16 protein-coding genes and 4 tRNA genes are annotated in these 21031 nt (G+C 61.0%); 14 read left to right on the top strand and 6 right to left on the bottom strand.

Annotated elements, in window-relative coordinates; translation table 11 throughout:
• Positions 1–101 precede the first annotated feature (101 nt).
• From DXB53_RS06130 to proB, 5 genes are all read left to right on the top strand, one after another.
• Positions 102–1040 (top strand): radical SAM protein, encoded by a 939-nt coding sequence (locus DXB53_RS06130; RefSeq protein ID WP_117583752.1) that lies wholly within the window; start codon positions 102–104, stop codon positions 1038–1040.
• A 194-nt stretch (positions 1041–1234) separates the two neighbouring features.
• Positions 1235–1307 (top strand) — tRNA-Ala (locus DXB53_RS06125).
• Between the two features lie 64 nt (positions 1308–1371).
• The gene (locus DXB53_RS06120; protein WP_055252324.1) at positions 1372–1830 is read left to right on the top strand and encodes a hypothetical protein; all 459 of its coding nucleotides are present in this window, start codon (positions 1372–1374) and stop codon (positions 1828–1830) included.
• Positions 1831–1911: 81 nt separating this feature from the next.
• Positions 1912–3417 (top strand): nicotinate phosphoribosyltransferase, encoded by a 1506-nt coding sequence (locus DXB53_RS06115; RefSeq protein ID WP_117583751.1) that lies wholly within the window; start codon positions 1912–1914, stop codon positions 3415–3417.
• A gap of 79 nt (positions 3418–3496) precedes the next feature.
• Positions 3497–4624: a glutamate 5-kinase gene (proB, locus tag DXB53_RS06110; protein ID WP_117583750.1), complete on the top strand. Its 1128-nt coding sequence runs from the start codon at positions 3497–3499 to the stop codon at positions 4622–4624.
• Between the two features lie 101 nt (positions 4625–4725).
• Here the strand turns inward: proB and DXB53_RS06105 are convergent, their stop codons facing one another.
• On the bottom strand, positions 4726–6144 hold the full coding sequence (locus DXB53_RS06105) for an alpha/beta fold hydrolase (RefSeq protein WP_117583749.1): 1419 nt from the start codon (positions 6142–6144) through the stop codon (positions 4726–4728).
• Between the two features lie 112 nt (positions 6145–6256).
• On the opposite strand from DXB53_RS06105, the gene DXB53_RS06100 reads away from it, so the two are divergent.
• Positions 6257–7543 (top strand): glutamate-5-semialdehyde dehydrogenase, encoded by a 1287-nt coding sequence (locus DXB53_RS06100; protein WP_117583748.1) that lies wholly within the window; start codon positions 6257–6259, stop codon positions 7541–7543.
• Between the two features lie 171 nt (positions 7544–7714).
• Positions 7715–8314, top strand: coding sequence for an HD domain-containing protein (locus DXB53_RS06095; RefSeq protein WP_117583747.1), 600 nt, complete (start codon positions 7715–7717; stop codon positions 8312–8314).
• 170 nt (positions 8315–8484) lie between these two features.
• Here DXB53_RS06095 and DXB53_RS06090 read toward each other — a convergent pair whose 3' ends face one another.
• Both DXB53_RS06090 and DXB53_RS06085 read right to left on the bottom strand, forming a co-directional pair.
• Positions 8485–9243, bottom strand: a complete 759-nt coding sequence (locus DXB53_RS06090; RefSeq protein ID WP_158552035.1) for a transposase — start codon at positions 9241–9243, stop codon at positions 8485–8487.
• A gap of 356 nt (positions 9244–9599) precedes the next feature.
• Positions 9600–10085: a CarD family transcriptional regulator gene (locus DXB53_RS06085; protein ID WP_089572030.1), complete on the bottom strand. Its 486-nt coding sequence runs from the start codon at positions 10083–10085 to the stop codon at positions 9600–9602.
• A 342-nt stretch (positions 10086–10427) separates the two neighbouring features.
• On the opposite strand from DXB53_RS06085, the gene argS reads away from it, so the two are divergent.
• From argS to DXB53_RS06065, 4 genes are all read left to right on the top strand, one after another.
• On the top strand, positions 10428–12281 hold the full coding sequence (gene argS, locus DXB53_RS06080; RefSeq protein WP_117583745.1) for an arginine--tRNA ligase: 1854 nt from the start codon (positions 10428–10430) through the stop codon (positions 12279–12281).
• Between the two features lie 788 nt (positions 12282–13069).
• Positions 13070–15625 carry a transcription termination factor Rho gene (gene rho / locus DXB53_RS06075; RefSeq protein WP_369831575.1) on the top strand — a complete coding sequence of 852 codons (2556 nt, stop codon included), beginning with the start codon at positions 13070–13072 and terminating at the stop codon, positions 15623–15625.
• 313 nt (positions 15626–15938) lie between these two features.
• Complete coding sequence (locus DXB53_RS06070) at positions 15939–17339, top strand: hypothetical protein (protein ID WP_117583743.1); 1401 nt, start codon at positions 15939–15941, stop codon at positions 17337–17339.
• Positions 17340–17346: 7 nt separating this feature from the next.
• Positions 17347–17796, top strand: coding sequence for a VanZ family protein (locus DXB53_RS06065; protein ID WP_117583742.1), 450 nt, complete (start codon positions 17347–17349; stop codon positions 17794–17796).
• A gap of 115 nt (positions 17797–17911) precedes the next feature.
• On the opposite strand, the gene DXB53_RS06060 is transcribed toward DXB53_RS06065, so the two are convergent.
• Together DXB53_RS06060 and DXB53_RS06055 are read right to left on the bottom strand one after the other, a co-directional pair.
• Entirely contained in the window at positions 17912–18349 is a 438-nt protein-coding gene (locus tag DXB53_RS06060; protein WP_233503826.1) for an ROK family protein, read from the bottom strand.
• 17 nt (positions 18350–18366) lie between these two features.
• The gene (locus DXB53_RS06055) at positions 18367–19548 is read right to left on the bottom strand and encodes a pyridoxal phosphate-dependent aminotransferase (RefSeq protein WP_055252293.1); all 1182 of its coding nucleotides are present in this window, start codon (positions 19546–19548) and stop codon (positions 18367–18369) included.
• Positions 19549–19714: 166 nt separating this feature from the next.
• On the opposite strand from DXB53_RS06055, the gene DXB53_RS06050 reads away from it, so the two are divergent.
• From DXB53_RS06050 to DXB53_RS06040, 3 genes are all read left to right on the top strand, one after another.
• Positions 19715–19791, top strand: a tRNA-His gene (locus DXB53_RS06050).
• Positions 19792–19813: 22 nt separating this feature from the next.
• Positions 19814–19889 (top strand) — tRNA-Lys (locus DXB53_RS06045).
• A 43-nt stretch (positions 19890–19932) separates the two neighbouring features.
• Positions 19933–20008: transfer RNA gene (locus DXB53_RS06040), tRNA-Lys, on the top strand.
• 83 nt (positions 20009–20091) lie between these two features.
• Here the strand turns inward: DXB53_RS06040 and dinD are convergent.
• Complete coding sequence (gene dinD / locus DXB53_RS06035) at positions 20092–20952, bottom strand: DNA damage-inducible protein D (protein ID WP_117583741.1); 861 nt, start codon at positions 20950–20952, stop codon at positions 20092–20094.
• Positions 20953–21031 lie beyond the last annotated feature (79 nt).

Genomic DNA, 21031 nt, shown 5'->3' with positions numbered 1-21031 from the left:
AAAATCGTGTCGGACGATTACGGCGCCTTGGGCTCGAGCCGTCTGTGCGGTTGGTCCCTTTACGTTTGAGCTGCTGAATCGTTGTTTTGGAGCATGTTTTTATGCCGACGCCGTTGACCGAACTTTTTTCGCCCGCCTGCCATTTGTGTCCGCGCCGTTGCGGTGCGGTGCGCGACGAGGGTGCGCACGGCGTATGCGGTGCCGATGACACGCTCAAGGTGGCCCGCGCGGCGCTTCATATGTGGGAGGAGCCGCCTATCTCGGGCGAGGCCGGTTCGGGCACGATCTTCTTTAGCGGCTGCTCGCTCAAATGTATCTATTGCCAGAACCACGAGATCTCGACGGGCAATTTTGGGCTTGAGATTTCGCCCGAGCGCCTGGTCGAGATTATGCTGGAGCTGCAGGACCAAGGTGCCAATAACATCAATCTGGTGACGGCGACGCATTATGCTCACCTGCTGCCGGCCGCGATTGCCGCAGCTCGGGAGCGCGGACTGGTCATTCCAATCGTCTACAACACGAGCGGTTATGAGCGTGCGAGTGCCGTGGCGGCGCTCGGCGATTTGGTCGACGTGTGGCTTACGGACTTTAAATATGCCGATGCCGGGCTTGCGCAGTCGCTTTCTCATATTAAGGACTACCCGCGCGTGGCCGTGTCGGGTCTGGCCCAGATGGCGCGCGAGATTGAGCGCCGCGGGGGAGAGCTGGTAGACGAGGACGGGCTCATGAGGCGCGGCATAATCGTGCGTCATCTGGTGCTGCCGGGGCATGCGGACGATTCGTGCCGCGTGTTGGACCTGGTGTGGCAGACGGTGGGCGACGTGCCGATCTCGGTCATGAACCAGTACACGCCCAATGCCCTCATGCGCGAACAAGGCGGCGACCTGGCGCGCGCCGTGACGCGCGAGGAGTACGAGCAGGTGCTCGACCATGCCGACGACCTGGGCTTTACGACGATGTTTTGGCAAGAAGGCGGCGCGGTAGACGAGAGCTTTACCCCGGCGTTCGACACCACCGGCGTCCTCACCAGCGCAAAGTAGCGCGTTCGCCGATGATTTTTCTGGGACGGGGATTATAAAATCATTCGGTACACAATGTTTTTTTAATCCCCGTCCCAGAAAAATCATCGAGAGGATCGCCTGCTCGAAAAGTTGTCAAAATAGCCGCGCCCCAAAAAGACTGATTATTGGGCGTTGACAGTTGGCGAGCCGTAGGTAAAATATCGACTTGTCCTGGGGACGTAGCTCAGTTGGGAGAGCGCTGCCGTCGCATGGCAGAGGCCGAGGGTTCGACTCCCTTCGTCTCCACCCTTGGGTTTGATAAGCCGCTGACATTGTGTCGGCGGCTTTTTTTAAAAGAAAGGGCTGTACCATGGCCGAGCTTGAGTCCCAACCACTGTCTGCCGAGGAACGCGCCGAGTTGGAAGAGCTCCGCGCCGAGAAAGCTCGTCGCGAGGCCCAGGAAGAGGCACGCCGCGAGCGTGAGGAGTTGGCCGCCCTGCGTGCCGAGCGCGAGAAGGCCGAGGAGGCCGCTGCGAAGGTTGCATCCGAGCCCAAGCCCGCGCCCGCACCCAAGCCCGCTGCTGCGAAGCCTGCACCTGCCGCGCCCAAACCTCAGCCTAAAAAGGCCGCTCGTCCCAAGTCCGTCGATCCCAAGCCGAGCCGTGACGAGATGAGCTTTGCCCAGCGCATGGTTACCTCCAAGGAGCCTGCGGGTGAGAACGAGATCCCCGGTATGGCGCCGGCTCAAAAAATCATCATTGTCCTTGCCCTCATCGCGTTTGTCATCTTTATGGGCTACACGATCCTGACCAGCATGGGCCTGCTTTAGCCTGTTCGCGCTGGGCTCCATGCCCGCACGCCCGCCTCGCCAACCCTCAACCTCTGCACAACGCATCCGAAAGGTCGCCCCATGGCTTTGACCGACATCTCGCATCCCACCGACATTGCAATGCTCACTGATCTGTACGAACTCACTATGGCCCAGGGCCTGTGGGAGAGCGGCAAGGCCAATGAGCAGGGTTGCTTTACGGCGTTTTACCGCGACCATCCCTTCGGCAGCGCGTATGCCGTCATGTGCGGCACCGCCGAGCTGCCCGAGCTTGTCGAGAATCTGCGCTTTACGCCCGAGGATATCGACTACCTCGCCTCGCTCCAGGCCCCGGCCGGCGGCGCGATGTTCAAGCCTGGATTCCTCGACTACCTGCGCGATTTTCGTGCGCATGTAAACATCGACGCCGTGCCCGAGGGCGAGCTCGTCTTTCCGCGCGAGCCCATGGTTCGCGTCACCGGCCCCGCGCTGGAGTGCCAGCTGCTCGAGACGGCGCTGCTCAACATCGTTGGGTTCCAGACGCTTGTCGCCACCAAGACGGCGCGCGTGGTGCTGGCGGCGGACGGCCGTCCCGTTGCCGAGTTTGGCCTGCGCCGCGCTCAGGGTCCCGATGGCGGCTTGGCCGTCGCGCGCGCGAGCTACGTTGCCGGCTGCTCCTCTACGTCCAATGTGCTCGCCGGCCGCCGCTACGGTATTCCCGTCTTTGGCACGCATGCGCACAGCTGGGTGATGAGCTTCGATTCCGAGCTCGAGGCCTTCCGCGCCTTTGCCAAGTCGAGCCCCAAGAACTGCACGCTGCTCATCGACACCTATGACGTGCGCGAGGGCTGTGAACATGCCATTACGGTTGCCAAGGAGATGGAAGCGGTGGGCGAGCGCCTGTCGGCCATTCGCATCGACTCCGGCGACCTCGCCAAGCTCTCAAAGTATGTGCGCGGCCGTTTTGATGCCGAGGGCCTGCCCTATGTGGGGATCTCGGTTTCTAACGATTTGGATGAGTACACGATTCAGTCCCTGCTCGACCAGGGCGCGCCCATCGACAGCTTTGGCGTGGGCACCAAACTCGCGACCTGCTATGACCAGCCGGCGCTGGGCGGCGTGTACAAGCTTTCCGCCCGCCGTGCGAGCGAGGCAGATCCATGGACGCCGGTGGTCAAGCTCTCTGAGCAGCCATACAAGCGCACGATCCCGGGTGTGCAACGCGTGCGCCGTTATTACGACGGCTTTGGCGGCCCGGTCTGCGACATGATTTATGACGAGGACCATCTGGCAGGGGAGGGCGCCGCGCGCGGCAATACCCTTGTGGCCGTGAACGATGCCGCCCTGGTGACCGACGTGTCCGAACTCGAGTATCGCGAGCTGCTGGTGCCGATCGTGCGCGATGGCAGTGCGGTGGCTCCGCGTGAGAGCATCCAGGACGCGCGCGAGCGCTGTGCTTGGGCGCTCGACCATCTGGACGCAGCTTTCAAGCGCTTCCTGTACCCGCAGACCTATGTGGTGGGTATGGAGCAGGGCCTGGCTCAGGTGCGCGACGAGCTCGTGCGTAAGAACATGGCCGCGGCCTCTGCCTTTCCCTGGGCTCACTAATTCCTTGGGCGGTAGGGGCGAGTCACGCTTCCCTGGCCGCCGGCTCGGCCGTTCGCTGAACAGTTGATTGGTTTGACGTATGACGACTTCTTATAAAACGATGGTGGTAAAGATCGGTTCGTCCACGGTGGTGGGCGCCGACGGCAAGGTCAACCGCGCCTTTATCGGCGGGCTTGCCGACCAGGCCGCAGCGCTGCGCGAGCTTGGCTGGCGCCTGATCGTGGTGAGCTCGGGCGCCATTGCCTGCGGCTATCCCGTGCTGGGCTTCGACCGTAAGCCGGTCGGCGACCTGCCGAGCCTGCAGGCCTGCGCCTCGGCCGGTCAGTGCATCATCTCGTCGGCCTACGACGAGGAGTTCCATGCGCGCGACCTGCTCACCTCGCTCGTGCTGCTCACGCGTCACGACACGGCGCGCCGCACGTCCTACCTGCACGCGCGCGACGCCCTGCTTCGCCTGGTGGAGCTCGGCGTGGTGCCGGTCGTCAACGAGAACGATACCGTCACCGTCGATGAGATCAAGTTTGGCGACAACGACACGCTGGCGGCGCTTGTGAGCTGCCTGGTTTCTGCCGATCTGTGCGTGACGCTCTCGGACATCGATGGCCTCTACACCGCCAATCCGCATGAGGATCCGACGGCCGAGTTTATCCCGGTCGTGCATAAGATCGATGCCAAGATTATCGCCTCGGCGGGCGATTCTTCCACATCGGTGGGTACGGGCGGCATGATCACCAAGATTCGCGCGAGCCGCATTCTCATGACGGCGGGCATTCAAAGCGTGATTTGCTCGGGCGAGGAGCCCGATGCGCTCGTGCGTCTGGCCCGCGGCGAGAGCGTGGGTACGCTGTTCGATCCGCCGGCGGAGCGCCTGGACATTGCGCCGCGCAAGTTGTGGATTGCACTGGGCGACAAGGCACACGGCTCGGTGACGGTCGATGACGGCGCCGCGAAGGCGCTGGTCAGCCGCGGATCGTCGCTGCTCGCGGTGGGTATTCGCGAGGTCGATGGCCAGTTTGCCGAGGGCGATGTGCTCGACGTGTGCGACCCGAGCGGCATGGTTGTCGCCCGCGGTATCGCCGAGGCCGATTCGGACGTGCTGGAGCTTGCCGCCGGCCGCCGCCAGGACCAGATTGCCGGCAACCGTCTACTGGCAGACCTAGCCGAGAAGCCCGCAATCCATAGGGACAACTTGATAGTGTTTGCATAAAGAGAGGCAGCGCTGCGGCTCGTTTTGCCAGCAGTGCTGCCTCTCCTTTTCCGGCACTTGGGGACGTTTCTATTGTGCCGGCAGGTGGGGACACTCCTTTGCTAGAAGATTCGGCGCAGGTCTCCGCGGTTGAGGGACTCGTCGAAGAGGTGCTTGAATACCACACTGCCGTGCAGGCCGTCGTGCTCGAACTCGTTGGTTACCCAGGCGTGCGAGTTGCCCACGCGGCTGAGCGTGTCGAGCTGCAGACTCGAATCGACGTACATGTCATCGAAGTACACCGCGGCCTGGAGCGGCACCTCGTTGCAGGCCAGGCGCTGCGGGTCATAGATCTTGTCCCAGCTGGTGTCTTCCATCAGCAGGTCCATGGCGGGCTTGAAGGGCTTGAGCTCGGGCATCTGCTCGAACATCCACGGGAACATGGCCTCGCCGGTAAACATGAGCGGGCGCGCGAGGGTGTCGAACTCGGCGTGGTGTGCCTTCTCTTCAGCTGCGGCCCAGCCAATGGGCATAGTGTCACCGTCGGCGTATATGAACTCCTGCAGCGTCCAGTACAGCGGATTCGTGCGCGTGTTGGTGCGCTCGAAGGCGCGCATCAAAAAGCTGTCGGATACCGAGGAGCCGCAGCTCAGCGTACCGTCGCCTGTAACAAACGCGTGATCGATAATCCAATGCATGCGCTCAAAGCTCGGCTTCATGCCAAAGTCGCTGCCCATGAGCTGTAGGCGCTCGACCGTCATTGGCGAGCCGTCGGGCAGTACGGGCTTCTGAGCCTCGAGCGCATCGGCCAGGGCTGCCACGCGCTCGACATCGGCGGGGTAACGGTCGTAATACTGCTGCGTCTTGGCGGCCATGCGCGGGAAGGTGTGCGCGTAGACCTCGCTGGCGCTCGCCGGCACGTGCGGAATGCCGCCGCAGGTAAAGCTTGCCGCCACGCCCTCGGGGAAGAGCGACAGATAGCTCAACGTCAAAAAGCCGCCGTAGCTCTGCCCGAGTGTGACCCAGGGCTTGCCGCCAAAGCCCACCAGGCGCAGGTACTCAAAATCGCGCACGATGGAGCTGGCGAGGTGACGCTTGAGGAAGTCCGCCTGCGAGCGGGCCGCATCGGAGCCTGCCGCCTCGGCGCGCTCGCCCAGTGCGGCAATCGTGCGCCCGTCTACACAGCTGCTGCGCCCGGTACCGCGCTGGTCGGGCAGCACGACGCGGAAATGCTTGACGGCCTCTTCGATCCAGCCATCGCTTGTGGGCGACAGCGGACGCGGGCTCTCGCCACCGGGGCCACCCTGCAAAAAGAGAAGGAGCGGCAGGTCGTCGTTGATGCGGTCGGGTGCGCAAACCACACGGTAGAAGAGCTTGATGCTCTCGGGCGCGCCGGCGATGGGTGTCGGTATAGCGCCGCGGCGCATGGTGCTGCCGACGGCCAGGAGCATCGGCTCCAGGCCGCGCCAGTCGAGGGGGACGTCGATGCTGTGGTCCTCGACATACAGGCCGGGGACGTGGTACGAAGTGATGAGGGCCATGTGAGTCTTCCGTTCGTTGCGGTGTTTCGGGTTGACCAATTCTACCGCCGCGGGCGAGGCCATGCGCAAATCGGCTACCATGGTTGCAAACTTCTAGGAGAAAGGGCCGCCCATGTCGGTCGATATGGCCACGTATGTCCACGATCTTGCCGTTGCCGCTAAGGCAGCGTCGGCCTCGCTTGCCACGGCGAGCGACGAGCAGCGCCAGGAGGCCGTGCGCGCCATGGCCGCAGCACTGCGCAACGGTGTCGACTCCATCGTCGCCGCCAACGAGCTCGATATGTCCGCCGCGCGCGATGCGGGGACCTCGGCGGGGCTCCTCGACCGTCTGCTGCTGACGCCCGAGCGCGTCGAGGGTATGGCCGCCGGCCTGGAGAAGCTCGCCGAGCTGCCCGATCCTGTCGGCCGCGTGCTCGACCACCGCGTGCTCGCAAGCGGCGTGGACCTCACCCGCGTGAGCGTGCCGTTGGGCCTGGTCGCCATGGTGTACGAGGCGCGCCCCAACGTGACGGCCGACGCCGCGGGCATCTGCATCCGCACCGGCAACGCCTGCATTCTGCGCGGCGGCTCGCTGGCCTATCACTCGTGTGCCATGATTTCTGAGCTGCTGGCCGATGCGCTCGAGGCCAAGGGCTTCCCGCGCGAGGCCGTGTCGATGATCGAGTCTACCGACCGCGAGGCCACCGGCGAGCTCATGAAGCTCCGCGGCGTCGTCGATGTGCTCATTCCGCGTGGCGGTGCGGGCCTGATCCAGCGCTGCGTGCGCGAGTCGCTCGTTCCGGTGATCGAGACGGGCACGGGTAACTGCCACATCTACGTGCATGAATCCGCCGACTTCGATAAAGCGCTCAATATTATCGTTAATGCCAAGACCCAGCGTGTAGGCGTGTGCAATGCCGCCGAGTCGCTGCTGGTCGACCATGCTGTGGCCAATGTGTTTTTGCCCGCGGTCGTTGCCGTGCTGCACGACCACGGCGTGCTCATTCACGGCGACGAGGCCACGTGTGCCGCGTGCGCCGATGCCGGCTTTGTGGAGGGCGATGACTACGTCGCCGCGACTGAGGAGGACTGGGGTCGCGAGTACCTGGCGCTCGAGATGAGCGTGAAGGTCGTGGCAAACGAGGACGAGGCCATCGCACACATCAATCGCTACGGCACGATGCACTCCGAGGCCATCGTTGCAGAGGATACGGATGCTTGCGAGCGCTTCCTGGACGCGGTCGATGCCTCGGCCGTGTACGCCAACGCCAGCACGCGCTTTACCGACGGCGGCGAGTTTGGCCTGGGCGCCGAGATCGGCATCTCGACCCAAAAGCTCCACGCCCGTGGCCCCTTTGCCGCCGAGGCCCTCACCACCTACAAATACAAGCTCCGCGGCACCGGCCAGGTCCGCCCCTAAACCTACCAAAAAGGGACAGGTTTATTTTGGCAGGTTTTATCTGCGGTTTTGCCGGGCGACACGTTCGCCCGGCTTTTTTCTCCGCATAACTTTTTTGCCTTTCGGCTTGAGCCGCGGCGATATACGATAGTGACACCGTGTCCTAACATCGACTCACCTGGAGGTATTGCCATGTCCCAGACGCTCACCGCCGGAATCACCCGCGACCGCGCATTCGAACTGCTCAACGAGCACAACAAGGACCCGTTTCACATTACCCATGGCGAGACGGTTGAGGGCACCATGCGCTACTTTGCGCGCGAGTTCGACCCCGAGAACGAGGAGTTTTGGGGCATCGTCGGCCTGCTGCACGACTTGGATTGGGAGGAGCATGAGGACGACCCCATGAACCACACCATCTATACTGCCGAGATTCTTAAGGGTGAAGGTGCGTCTCCCGAGCTCATTCGCGCCATCCAGACGCACACGTCGGACTTCAACACCTCGCTGCCCAAACCCGAGCTGCAGATGGAAAAGATCCTGTTTGCCTGCGATGAGCTCACCGGCCTGATCGGCGCCGCCGTCATCATGCGCCCGAGCAAGAGCGTTATGGACTTTACGACCAAGTCGCTCAAGAAGAAGTTCAAGGACAAGCGCTTTGCCGCCGGCTGCTCGCGCGACGTGATTTCGCAGGGCGCCCTGATGCTCGGCTGGGAGCTCCCCGAGCTCTTTGACCGCACCATCGCGGCCATGCAGTCCTTCGCGCCCGACCGCGACACCTTCCAGGCCTAACCTGCCAAAAAGGGACAGGTTTATTTTGGTAGGTTTTATCTGGGAAAACGCTTCCGTTGGATGTTATTCAGCGGAAGCGTTTTCTGTTTGACATGGTGAAGCTGGCGAATGGCGGCGCCTCGCGGCAGACAGCTGCGCTTCGCCGTATCCGTAACTCGGCAAACGCGACGCTACGACGCGTTCTTGATAATCCATGTTCCCAGTCCGGTCAGCAGCTGAACCTGCTTAATCGTTAGCCCTTGTTTTCGAAGCGCGAGAATCGCCTCATTGCGAAGTGGCTTGGAGGCGGATTTGAGTTCCGTCGGAGCACATCCTGCGACACTCTGCACGATTGCCGTGCCAAATTCGCATAGATCTTCCTCGCGAACCTTGGCTGTTGCGCTGGGGCGATAGGGAAGCGACGGCGTACTTTCCATGAGCCGAAGGTATGAGCGAGGTGTTGGGAATATAACACCGACAACGCTGCCGGTAACATGCGGCCGTGACCTGGCACTCATGAGATACTCGCGATGGCTGCTCCAGGGATATTCGTCGTATGCTGCCAGTCCCGCTTTTTGTGGATTCAAATGAATGTATCGAATTGCCTCGAGTAAATATACTTCTGACTTAATGGGCGAATCCCAAAACCGCTCCTGAAACACGTGGCCGATATGCCCCGTCCGCGCATTGTACCTGCCCGCATACGATACGGCTATCGCATGCATCGCGTCGCTCTTGCGGTCGTCCGGATCGTCGATGAGCAGATGAATGTGGTTTCCCATAAGGCACCAAGCGATAAGCTCGATATTGTGTTTGGGGAGGATCGCATCGAGGATCTGAAGCATGGCGATTCGGTCCTCGGCATCGTCAAACAGCAATTGCCCTCCGTTTCCACGCAACGTGATGTGGAAATAACCGGTTGGTGACTTTGAACGAGGTTTTCTCGGCATGGCCCCTCCTTTAGCTTGGATGGGCTGAAGATACCTCATTCGGGGGCTTCGGTTGTCGAGATTCAGTTCACCGACTATAGCTGCTACCTGCCGAAATATAATTGCGTTTTCAAATTGATGCTTTTTAATGGTAATTGAGTAAGACGGGCGCGCTTGTTGTGGATGCGGGCGTTGGTTACGTCGATCTGGACGGCCCTCGCGTGATGTCATCGCAAATGGGCTTCACGCATTTTTGCGGCGATAGAAAAATGGTCGGGCGCTCTTAAACAAAACGGAGCACCCGACCATTTACTGATTGTTTGTTGATGTTTGGCCAGATAGAACCTGCCAAAATAAACCTGTCCCTTTTTGGCAGGTTAGTTGAGGGCGGCTTGGGCTAGGCGGGCTTCGGCGGCCTCCTCGGTGACGCCCAATGCCACGGCGAACTCCTCGATGGAGCGGCGCTTGGCTTCCTTGAGTACACGCATATAGTAAGAGCTGGGCTTTTTATCGGCTTCCTCGGCCTGGCGAATGCGGTGCATCATGGTCTTTGCCACGCGGACCGTCTCGGGCGCGCCCAGCTTGAGCTGCTGCTTAAAGTGTGTCTCTTCAAGCGAGCTGTTGCGCTCGGTAAAGGTGTCGCACTCCAGCTCGTCATAGTGGCTCAGCAGATGCTCGGCATCTTGCTGAGAGATGGCGGCATGCAGACGGTCGGCCTGCGCCACGGGGTACATAAGGATCGTCTGCGCATGCCCCTGCTTGGCCTCGAGCAACAGCATGGGCTGCGGCGTGTCGTCCCTAAAACCGACGACGGTGCAGACTCCCTGACCCGGATGAATGACGTGTTGACCGATTGAGAACATGCTACCTCCAACTTATACGAATTTACGTATGTCTAGAATAACACGCTGACGTGCGCAAATCCTCACTTTATGCAGGAAAAGCACACAACTCTGATAGGTAAGAGTATTCGATAAAAGACACAGCTCATTCACACCTTTATGCATTTTCAACGCGTGCATAATCTGCAGGCAGACCGGCATCTTTGAGTGAGTCCATGCAAGCTGTAGTCAATTTTGTGCATATGCAATTTCGATTGGCTTTACCCTGCGACAGTGTCCCTCGCTTGTGATAGAGTGCTACAAACTCTGGCTTTTGCCCTACGAGTGACCAAGAGCTCGGGGGCTTTAACACAAGGAGGATCTATGCCCGAGAAGATTGAAGAGCTGGTACGCGCTGCGCTTGCTGCGGCCCAGGAGGCCGGCGACCTTTCCGCATTTGAACTTGACGATTGCGCTATCGAGCGACCGGCTGACACTTCTCATGGCGAGTGGACCTCCACCATGGCCCTGAAGTCCGCCAAGCTGGCTCACTGCGCCCCGCGCAAGATCGCCGAGGCCATCGTTGCCCATATGCCCGAGGACCCCGCGATTGAGAAGGTCGAAATCGCAGGCCCCGGTTTCATCAACTTCTACCTCTCCGTTGCCGTCAAGAATGCCATCTTTGGCGAGGCTCGCGAGAAGGGCATGGACTTCGCTAAGTCCAACGTCGGTGGTGGCCTGAAGACCCAGGTCGAGTTTGTTTCCGCCAACCCCGTCGGCCCCATGCACATCGGCCACGGCCGCTGGGCCGCGCTGGGCGACTCGCTCTGCCGTGTTATGGACCACGCCGGTTACGACATCCAGCGTGAGTTCTACATCAACGACCACGGCTCTCAGATGAACACCTTCGGCAACTCCATCAGCACGCGCTATATGCAGCTTGCCGACATCATCGCCAAGCAGGGCGTTGATATCGAGGAGGCTCACAAGCTGCTGATCACCGACCGTGACGCCTTTGTTGCCGACGAGAACGACGAGCACCCCGAGACCCATCCGTATCAGGACAACTTTGCCGAGACCCTGGGCAAGGACTCCTACGGCGGCGACTACATCATCGACGAGGCCGCCGAGTTCTGGCGCACCGACGGCGACAAGTGGGTCGACGCCGATCCGCAGGAGCGCATGGAGAGCTTCCGCGAGCGCGGCTACGTAAAGATGGTCGACAACATGCGCGACCTCTGCCACGCCGTCAACTGCGACTTCGATCGTTGGTACTCCGAGCGTTCGCTGTACGTGAAGGACACCGAGGGCGAGACCGCCGGTACCTCTGCCGTCGACCGCGCTTTTGAGAAGCTCGACAAGATGGGCTACCTCTACACCAAGGACGGCGCCCTGTGGTTCCGCTCCACCGACCTGGGCGATGACAAGGACCGCGTCCTGATCAAGTCCGATGGCGAGTACACCTACTTCGCCTCCGATGTTGCCTATCACTGGGATAAGTTCCAGCGCGTCGACCACGTCATCGACATCTGGGGCGCCGACCACCACGGCTACATCGAGCGCGTCCGCTGCGTCTGTGACGCTCTTGGCTATCCCGGCAAGTTTGAGGTTCTGCTGGGCCAGCTCGTCAACCTGCTGCGCAACGGCAAGCCCGTCCGTATGTCCAAGCGCAAGGGCACCATGGTGACCCTGCAGGAACTCGTCGACGAGGTCGGCTCCGACGCCGCTCGCTACACGCTCATCTCCAAGAGCTCCAACCAGATGGTCGACTTCGACATCGAGGCCGTCAAGAAGCGCGACAACTCCAACCCGGTGTACTACGTGCAGTACGCTCACGCTCGCGTGTGCTCCATCCTGCGCCGTGCCGCCGACGTTACTGCCGAGCAGGCCGCCGAGATGGGCATGAAGGCCGTCGCCGCCAAGGCCATCGGTGAGAACGTCGATTACTCGCTGCTGACCGACCCGACCGAGCTCGCCCTGTCGCGTAAGCTCAACGAGCTCACCGACCTGATTGCCAGCTGCGCTCGCGATCGCGCCCCGTTCCGCCTGACGCACTTTGCCGAGGAGCTCGCCGGCGACTTCCACAGCTTCTACGCCGCCTGCCAGGTTCTGCCGAGCGAGGGCCGTCCCGTCGACCCCGAGCTCTCGCGCGCCCGTCTGGCCGCCTGCGACGCCGTCCGCGTGACGCTCGCCCTGGTGCTTACCCTCGTTGGCGTTTCCGCGCCCGAGCAGATGTAATCTGCGGGTCATTTGACCGTGTAGGTTCGGCTTTGCTGAACCCTATAAGCCCGATCTCCATGCGGAGGTCGGGCTTTTTTCGTTTGGCGGGGCTTTTAGGCGTGTTGGAAAATGCTACCAAATCGCAACTATACCGGTTTACGGGGCTGAATCGCTGCCTGGCGACCATAGCGACAGCAGTGAAAATAAAACCGCAGCTAGACGGTTTATTGTTTCTTGAAAATGCAGGGTATGGTTGGCTTGCAGCATTCTGGCCCCGTAATCCGGCGTAGTTTTGAAAATTGTCCCTTGGGGACGGAGGAAAATGGATCATTTTTGTCTCGCGGAGGGGTGGCGGGATACCGTCCGCCGCGAATCGTGCTCATCTCCTACGTTTGGACGCATATCCCGAACCATGCCGAAAAGTACGATATTAAAACCGCAGGTAGCAGACTCGTTGTTTATGAAAAAAACAAGGGTATGGTCAGGGGCTCGGGTGCAAACGTAGTAGATGGGCGCGATTCGTGGCGCGGCTATTCCGGGTGCCACGGCTTCACTCCTCTGGCGCGACATTTCAAGGCGCTTTTGAGGAGGAGTGTCCCTGATGACTGGGCGTTTAAGAACGTCCAATGACTAAGTTGCAGGTGGTTGCGGTTGTGTTACACTAACGCTGCGTATATGACGCAATCATCTCGATACAGATCAATGATATCCGTCGTTTTGAACGGAACTAGACTGTTTAGCCGCCCTGAAGGTTTATGCAGGGAGCATGTGATTACAGGGCTTGAAAAGAAAGTTGAGCAAACACTGTGTCTGATCAACAGCAAGAAAACGAAATAACGACGACGCAGGCCGCTCCCGCTGCACCGGTTGCGTCGGACCAGGTCGCGGCGCCCGCGCAAGCCTCGGCTCCTGAGACGCCTAAGGCTGCTTCGACGCCTATGCCTGTGGCGGCTGAGAAGGCCGTGCCTGCAACTGGTGAGGAGGCTGCTCCGGCAAAGCCCAAGCTCACGCGCCACACGGCCAAGCCTGCCACTGACGGCGAGGAGGTCACCAAGCCCAAGCGCCGTACCACGCGCACGACGCGCGCCAAGCGCACCGTTGCAGCTGACTCCTCGGCGCCGATTTCCGATGAGGTCGCGCAGGCACGTGCGTTGGCGCAGATTAGCGAGGCTCAGGTGGTGCGCGCCCGCCGTCGTGCTGCCGAGCGCGAGGCCGCGGCTCTGACCGAGCTTGCAGCTCCGTCTGTGCCCGAGACCCCTGCCGCCGACCTGCCGACCGAGAAGCCGGCACCGCGCACACGCCGCCGCACGGCTGCTAAGGCCGAGCAGGTTGCGGAACAGGTAGCCCCCGAGCTCACTGAGGCTTCGGTCCGTTCCGCGGCAGGGGAGGGCGCATCGCCTGCTGAGCCCGCTGTGCCTGTCGAGGCCAGCGAAGTTCCCGTTGTCGATCCGGCTTTGCGCCCGCACCGTCGCGGTCGCAAGCCCAAGGCCTTCGTCGAGGCAGAGAAGGCCGCAGCCGCAGCCGCCGCCGCTCGGGATGCTGCGGCGACCGCCGAGTCTGCAACCGCTGCCGATGCACCCGTCCAGGATGCTACGACTTCCGAGGCCGCTCCCGCCGATGCCGAGCCCGCCGACGTCCGTCCCGGTCGCAGCCGTCGCACCGCTGCTAAGCGCACGTCCAAGGCTAAGGCCTCCAAGAAGGGCGCGTCCGAGGATTCCACCGAGGCGACCGCCGATGTATCGACTGATGCCGCCGAGCCCCAGGACGTCGAACAGCCTGCATCCGAGAAGCCCAAGCGCGGTCGTAAGAAGTCCGCTAAGGCCAAGGTCGCCGAGCAGCAGGCTGATGTCGAAGCGCAGATTGATTCCGGCGCCGAGGCCAATGACGCCGCTGCGGCCAATGCCGACGCCGCCGCAACCGATGGCGCCGCGCCCGCTGAGGCCGATGACAACGCTCGCCCCAACCGTCGCCAGCACAAGCGCAACGAGGAGCGCAACGAGCGCAAGGACGAGCGCAACAACGACCGTCGCAACCGCCAGCGCGATCGCAAACAGCGCAACAAGGAGCGTAACGCCGCCCCCACCGAGCCCACGCTTTCGCGTGAGGAGCTCTCTGCCATGAAGGTCGCCGAACTGCGCGAGAAGGCCAAGGAGTTCGAGATCGAGACGACCGGCAAGAAGAAAGCCGAGCTCGTCGAGGAGATCTACGTCACCGCCGCGAAGGCCGAGGGCTTCCGCGACATCAAGGGCATTCTGCAGATTCGCCCGGATAGCTCCGGCATCATCCACGCCCATGGCTACATGAAGTCCAACGACGACGCCTTCGTGCCCGCCTACCTCATCCGCTCCGCGCGCCTGCGCACGGGCGACGTCATCGAGGGCTCGCTGCGTCCTTCGCGCGGCGGCGACAAGCGCGCCGGCCTCGCCAAAATCACGACCGTCAACGGTCTGGACCCCGAGCAGATTCGCAACCGCCCCAAGTTCGGCGACCTCACCCCGGTCTATCCCAACGAGCCGCTGCGCATGGAGCACGGCAAGGACTCCATTACCGGTCGCGCCATCGACATCGTGTCGCCGATCGGCAAGGGCCAGCGTGGCCTGATCGTGTCCCCGCCCAAGGCCGGCAAGACCACGATCCTCAAGAAGATCTGCCAGTCCATCTCGATTAACAACCCCGAGGTGCACCTCATCTGCCTGCTCGTCGACGAGCGCCCCGAAGAGGTCACCGATATGCAGCGTTCCATCAAGGGCGAGGTTGTGGCGTCGACCTTCGATATGCCCGCCGACAACCACACTCGCGTGGCAGAGCTCGTTATCGAGCGCGCCAAGCGCATCGTGGAGCTGGGCGGCGATGTTGTGGTGGTGCTCGACTCCATCACGCGTCTTGCCCGCGCCTACAACTTGGCGGCGCCCGCCTCAGGCCGCATCCTTTCGGGCGGCGTCGATTCGGCGGCACTGTATCCTCCCAAGCGCTTCCTGGGCGCAGCCCGCAATATCGAGAACGGTGGCTCGCTTACCATCCTGGCCTCTGCCCTCATCGACACCGGTTCCAAGATGGACGAGGTCATCTTTGAGGAGTTCAAGGGCACCGGCAACATGGAGCTTAAGCTCGACCGCGACCTGGCCGACCGCCGCATCTTCCCGGCTATCGACCCCGTTGCCTCCGGTACGCGTAACGAGGACCTGTTGGTCGACGAGCAGATGCGTCCGTTTGTCTTTGGTCTGCGTCGCATTCTTGCCGGCATGAACAACACCGAGCGCGCAGCCGCATCGTTTATCAAGGGTCTTAAGGGCACCAACACCAACCAGGAGTTCCTGGTGCGTTCGGCCAAAAAACACAGCGACTACGAGCAGACGTTCTAGGTTGTCATCCACGCGCAGCGATAGTCATCAATGCGATAAAGGGTCGGGGCTTTGAGCCTCGGCCCTTTTCTATAGCGCCGCTCCGCGCTTATTTTTGACCGTAAGACCGACGAGCAGCAGGTTTCCCGTTTCAATCCGACATCGTCACTTGCAATCGACAGGACGGTTTCGCATAATAACTTTTAAGCTTCGCGACGGAAAACGCAGATGAAACGAACCATATACCGTTGCTTTGGGGCATAGCCCCGCTTCATCTTCTCTCGCGCAGCCAACTGAATGATGCGATTTGGGTGCTGGAAGATGGGGAGAGCTCATGGCTTCTTCTGATGCAACACAACGAGCAGTCCTTGCCGGACTTTCGTGCGGGATCGGCCTTGCCGCTCCCGTGGTTATGTATGCCGCGACGCTGCCGTTTTCGTCGGTGAACGAGACGGTCGTGGCGGGTGCAGTTCCCTTCGCCGTGGGCGCGGTGGCGGGCGTGGGTATCTATGCCGCCTCGCTGGGTATCTCCGAGTATCGTGCGCAGCGTGAAGAGCGTCTGTTCCAGCCCGATGCCATGGGCGGTGCCGCCAATCTCAATCAGCATCAAAGCGAGTTCAAGACCGCCTCGATTCCAGCTCAGCAGCAGGATGCGATTCCGTACGCTGCGGCTTCTGCTTCTCAGGCTCAGTCGGAGCAGTCTACCTCGGCATTCCTTTCCGGCCTGACTGGTGCGTTCCAGCGCCGTCATGCCGATGATGGTGTCCCTACCATCGCTCGAGCCGCAGATGCTATGGACGAGGCCGAGGCTTGGTCCATGATCGACAGCATGCTCGACGACGATTCGCCGGTGAGCTGCGACCCTGCACGCTCGCGCGACGTCTATCAAGTCGCCATCGACGAGCTCACCAACGGCGGGCAGACCGGCTCCTTCAATCGCGATGATATCGCCGCCGCGGCACGCGCCGTGTCGGGCTCCCAGGCCGCCCCTGCGGGCAGCACGGCGGCTTTCGTGGCACTCGTTGCCAATGCGGCGGTCAATAACGCCTACAGCGCTACCTCGGCGGACGCGAACGCTTCTGCCGATAATTCGTACGTTGATGAAGCCATGACCGCGGACGAGGAGGCTGTTGCCGCCCGCCGTGCCGCCGAAAGCTCGCTTTGGGGCGCTCCTGCCCAGCAGCAGGCGGCTGAGGCTGCGCCGTACAATGCAAACCTCGCCAGCATGCCTATCATCTCCGGTGCCGCGGGCATCGATCTCGATGACCTCGATGAGCCTGCAGCCATCACCGCATCGATTGATGCCCAAGATCGCATCGACACCGGCGACCTTCCGGACGCCTCGCTCGAGGTTGATGTCCCCATGGCCGATTACTCGGGCCACGAGGGTATGTGGGCCGCCGCCACCGCGATTCTGGATGAGATTGACGAGCCTGCTCCTGTTTCAGCCCCCGCTCCCGTCGCTGCCCCTCAGCCTGCTGCCCCCGCCTATGTCGGCCGTCACAGCGCTGTGTTCCCCGAGGATACTGCCCGTATCTCGCGTGAGAGCATCGAGCGGGCCGAGGCTATTGCCGCCGGCATTATGGAAAATCGTCGTCACGAGCGCGTCAATCAGATCCTCGAGGAAGAGATCGAGCGTCTTCAGTCCTCTACCGCCAAGCGTACGGGCCGTGCTTATCTGAGCGTTATCGAGGGCGGTACCGCCAGCTTCGCGCCGCTCCGTGCGGAGGCATAACTTCTGCATGGTTAAGATCAATCGAAAATGGGCGGTCGTAACCTGCCTGATGGCGCTCTTGATCTGGGGCAATTCGCTGGTTCCCGGCTCGGGGTCGGGCTCACTGAGCCTAACGGTCATGGAAGCTATCCGCGGTTTCCTGCACGGCGTGGGACTTCCATATGAATGGGTGACCAACTTTGTTGTTCGTAAGTGCGCGCATTTTACCGAGTATTTGGTGCTCGGCATCCTGGCAACGCACGCCTTTGATTTTGAGGGCCGACGCACCTTTGACGTGCTGCTGCCCACGGCAGTGTTCCTGCTGCTGATTCCCTCGATCGACGAGACGATTCAGCTCTTTGTGCCGGGACGCGCCGGCATGATCACTGATGTGATGATCGACTGCTGTGGAGCGGCAACGGGCGTTGTGCTCCGATATCTCTTACGGTCGCTGATGTGCGCCAAAAAGGCCGCCTAAGGACGCATTGTTTGGTCCTAGGCGGCCTTTTTTATTGGAGGGCTTATATGAGGTGTGGCGGCGTCGTTCCATAGGTCGGATTTGCCGGGTGCGCCACGCCCTGTGGGTGCGTCTGTTACTGAAGCGCCTGTGCGCCTAGGGCCAGGCAGCCCATGATGCCCTGCTTGCCCTCGAGGCTGTTGTTGACGATGTAGGTATCGATGTCGTTGACCTCGGGCGTGACGATATAGCCGTTGAGCATCTCGGCGCACTTCTTGCGCGCGAGCGGCACGATGGGGGTGTGGTCGGCCACGCCGCCGCCGATGACGATCTTCTGCGGCGCATAGCACAGGATGAAGGTCATGAGCGCCTGCGCCAGATAGCCGGCGAGCAGATCCATGGCCTCCGGGTCATCGGCCATGTCTCCGGCGCTCTTGCCATCCCAGCGCCTTTTAACGCCGGGGCCGGCGATGAGGCCCTCGAGGCAGTTGTCGTGGAAGGGGCAGCCGCTGTGCTCGCCGATGGTGTCGCGCGGGTCGCGCGTGACCAGGATGTGGCCGGCCTCGGGGTGCATTTAGTGCCGGGCCGTCCTTACCCGCGCGGGTTGATTTTATCACGTAGCGACTTGAGGTTCTCAAGCGCAGCGTTGAGCGTCTCGTCTCGCTTGGCAAAGTGGAAACGAATCAGATGGTTGACGGGCTCGCGGAAGAAGCTCGATCCGGGAACAGCGCCCACGCCCACCTTGGAGGCCAGGTCCTCGCAGAAGTCGAGGTCGCTGTCATAGCCAAACTCCGAGATATCCATCATCACGTAGTAGGCGCCCTGCGGCACGTTGTGCTCAAGACCGATGCTATCGAGCCCCTGACAGAATAGGTCGCGCTTGGCGGTGTAGAGGTCGAGGACCTCCTGGTAATAGCTGTCGTCGAATTTGAGGGCGGTGACGACAGCTTCCTGCAGGGGAGCGGCAGCACCCACGGTGAGGAAGTCGTGGACCTTTTTAATGCGCTCGGTGATCTGGGCCGGGGCGATGGTGTAGCCCAGACGCCAGCCGGTGATGGAGTACGTCTTAGACAGCGAACTGCAGCTGATGGTTCGATCGAACATGCCGGGCAGCGTGGCCATATAGACGTGCTCGTGGGGCGCGTAGACGATGTGCTCGTATACCTCGTCGGTAATGCAGTAGGCGTCGTACTTTTTGCAGAGGTCGGCGATTAAGGTGAGCTCCTCGCGCGTAAAGACCTTGCCGCAGGGGTTGGAAGGGTTGCACAGGACGATGGCCTTGGGATCGTTGTCGCGGAAGGCCGCCTCGAGTGTCTCGCGGTCAAAGTCGAACGCAGGTGGGTTAAGCGGCACGTAGATGGGCTCGGCACCCGAGAGGATCGTGTCGGCGCCGTAGTTCTCGTAGAATGGCGAGAAGATGACGACCTTGTCGCCGGGGTTTGTGACCGTCATCATGGCGGCCATCATGGCCTCGGTGGAGCCGCAGGTGACCACGATGTTCTCGTTGGGGTTGATCGGCATGCCCATAAAGTGCTCCTGCTTGGCGGCAAGCGCCTCACGCATGGCCTGGGAGCCCCAGGTGATGGAGTACTGGTGATAGAGCGGCTTGGGGTCGCTGGCGATGGCGCTCAGGCTGTTGAGCAGCTGCGCCGGGGGATCGAAGTCGGGGAAGCCCTGCGACAGGTTGACGGCGCCATACTTATTGGAGATGCGCGTCATGCGGCGGATGACCGAATCGGTAAACGTTGCCGTACGGTTGGAGAGTTCTTTCATGCTTGTCCTTTCGAGCATTTGCAGTGGGGCAAGTTTACTCCTATGAAACCGGTGGGAATTGCTCGAAATGGTCTCGAAAAACTCTTTTCAAAATTCTTGAAAATTGGGGCTTGCATCGCGTGGCGTTCCTTGCAATAATAGTCGAGCGCGAAGCGCACAGGACACGGTGGGTGTAGCTCAGTTGGCTAGAGCGACGGGTTGTGGTCCCGTAGGTCGAGGGTTCGAGTCCCTTTACCCACCCCAGTTCTTGCTTCGTGTTGATATCGGGTCGTTAGCTCAGTTGGTAGAGCAGGGGACTCTTAATCCCAAGGTCCAGGGTTCGACCCCCTGACGGCCCACCACACGATATCTCCTCTAAAGTCCGCCACAACGGACTTTAGCTTTGGGTCGTTAGCTCAGTTGGTAGAGCAGGGGACTCTTAATCCCAAGGTCCAGGGTTCGACCCCCTGACGGCCCACCAAAGATTGTTAAGACGGTCAACTTCGGTTGGCCGTCTTTTTTATTAACCTCGCATGGGGCCGAACCCGTAAGGGCACAGACGCTTTACAAGTCGAGCCTGCCCTGGGGGTCGGTGAATCCGTCTGTACCCTCCTTGAGCTTTTTCTCGTCTGCTTTCACGCGACGTTCGAGCTTCTTTGTATCTTCGGCAGGCGGTAGGTTCTCGGGTACAATTCCGCGGTCGATGAGGCTGCCACGCACGCTTGTGTTGTTCTCGACGTGCTCTTGCTTGATCTGGTCCAGACCGTACAGGTCGTGTTCCTCGGCGTTGAAGGCCGTCATCGAGTTCGTAAGGTCCTTTGCTTTGATGAGAACATCGGCTAGCCTGTCCGCCAATGCCGAGCTCTTGGATACGCCGAGCTGTTGTTTCATTTCCGCCGTGCTTCTGCCGCCGAATAACGCTTCATCGCCCTTCGACTTGATGATCGCGAATCCTTTGGAGTCCACGCCGCGTTTGAACGCAATACCCGAGAGCTGTTTCTCTGAATCAGATAGCGAGTGGCGCGCCTGCAAGCGCTGAATCTCTGCGAAGCGCTGCTCTATGAGCTCTTGGCGGCGCGTCTGCACGGCGAAGTACGCCTGTGCGAGCGCGATTTCTTGCTTGTTTGAATCTCCGTTCTGGGCGATTAAATAGCATGCATAGCGCGTAAGTTTGTAGTCTTTAACCGCGCGAGCGGCGACACCGGCAGTTACCATTTTCGTGGTGTCACGAAAATGGGAATCAACTGGAGTTTTGTTTGTTTCGCACGAGACTTTTGCCCTCTTAACAACTTCGGCAAAGTTCTCCCATCGAGTGTACCCCATGGGTTCCATTAAATCGCGTGCGAGCCAATACTCAACGCCGTCTTCTACATTGGCGTAGCTATCAAGTTCGACACGCCACTTCTCGATATCTCTACTGTCCATATCTCCTCCTCGCTGGCCTATTGTCTATGCGGGCTTTGCCCGCTCCGTATTCAGAATAAGGATACGCTGCCGTACGGAC

Origin of the sequence: Collinsella sp. OM04-5 (assembly GCF_003439125.1) — a bacterium.
In the GTDB taxonomy this organism is placed as follows: domain Bacteria; phylum Actinomycetota; class Coriobacteriia; order Coriobacteriales; family Coriobacteriaceae; genus Collinsella.
The sequence above is the reverse complement of the archived record's forward strand: the minus strand, read 5'-3'. Positions and strand labels throughout refer to the sequence as shown.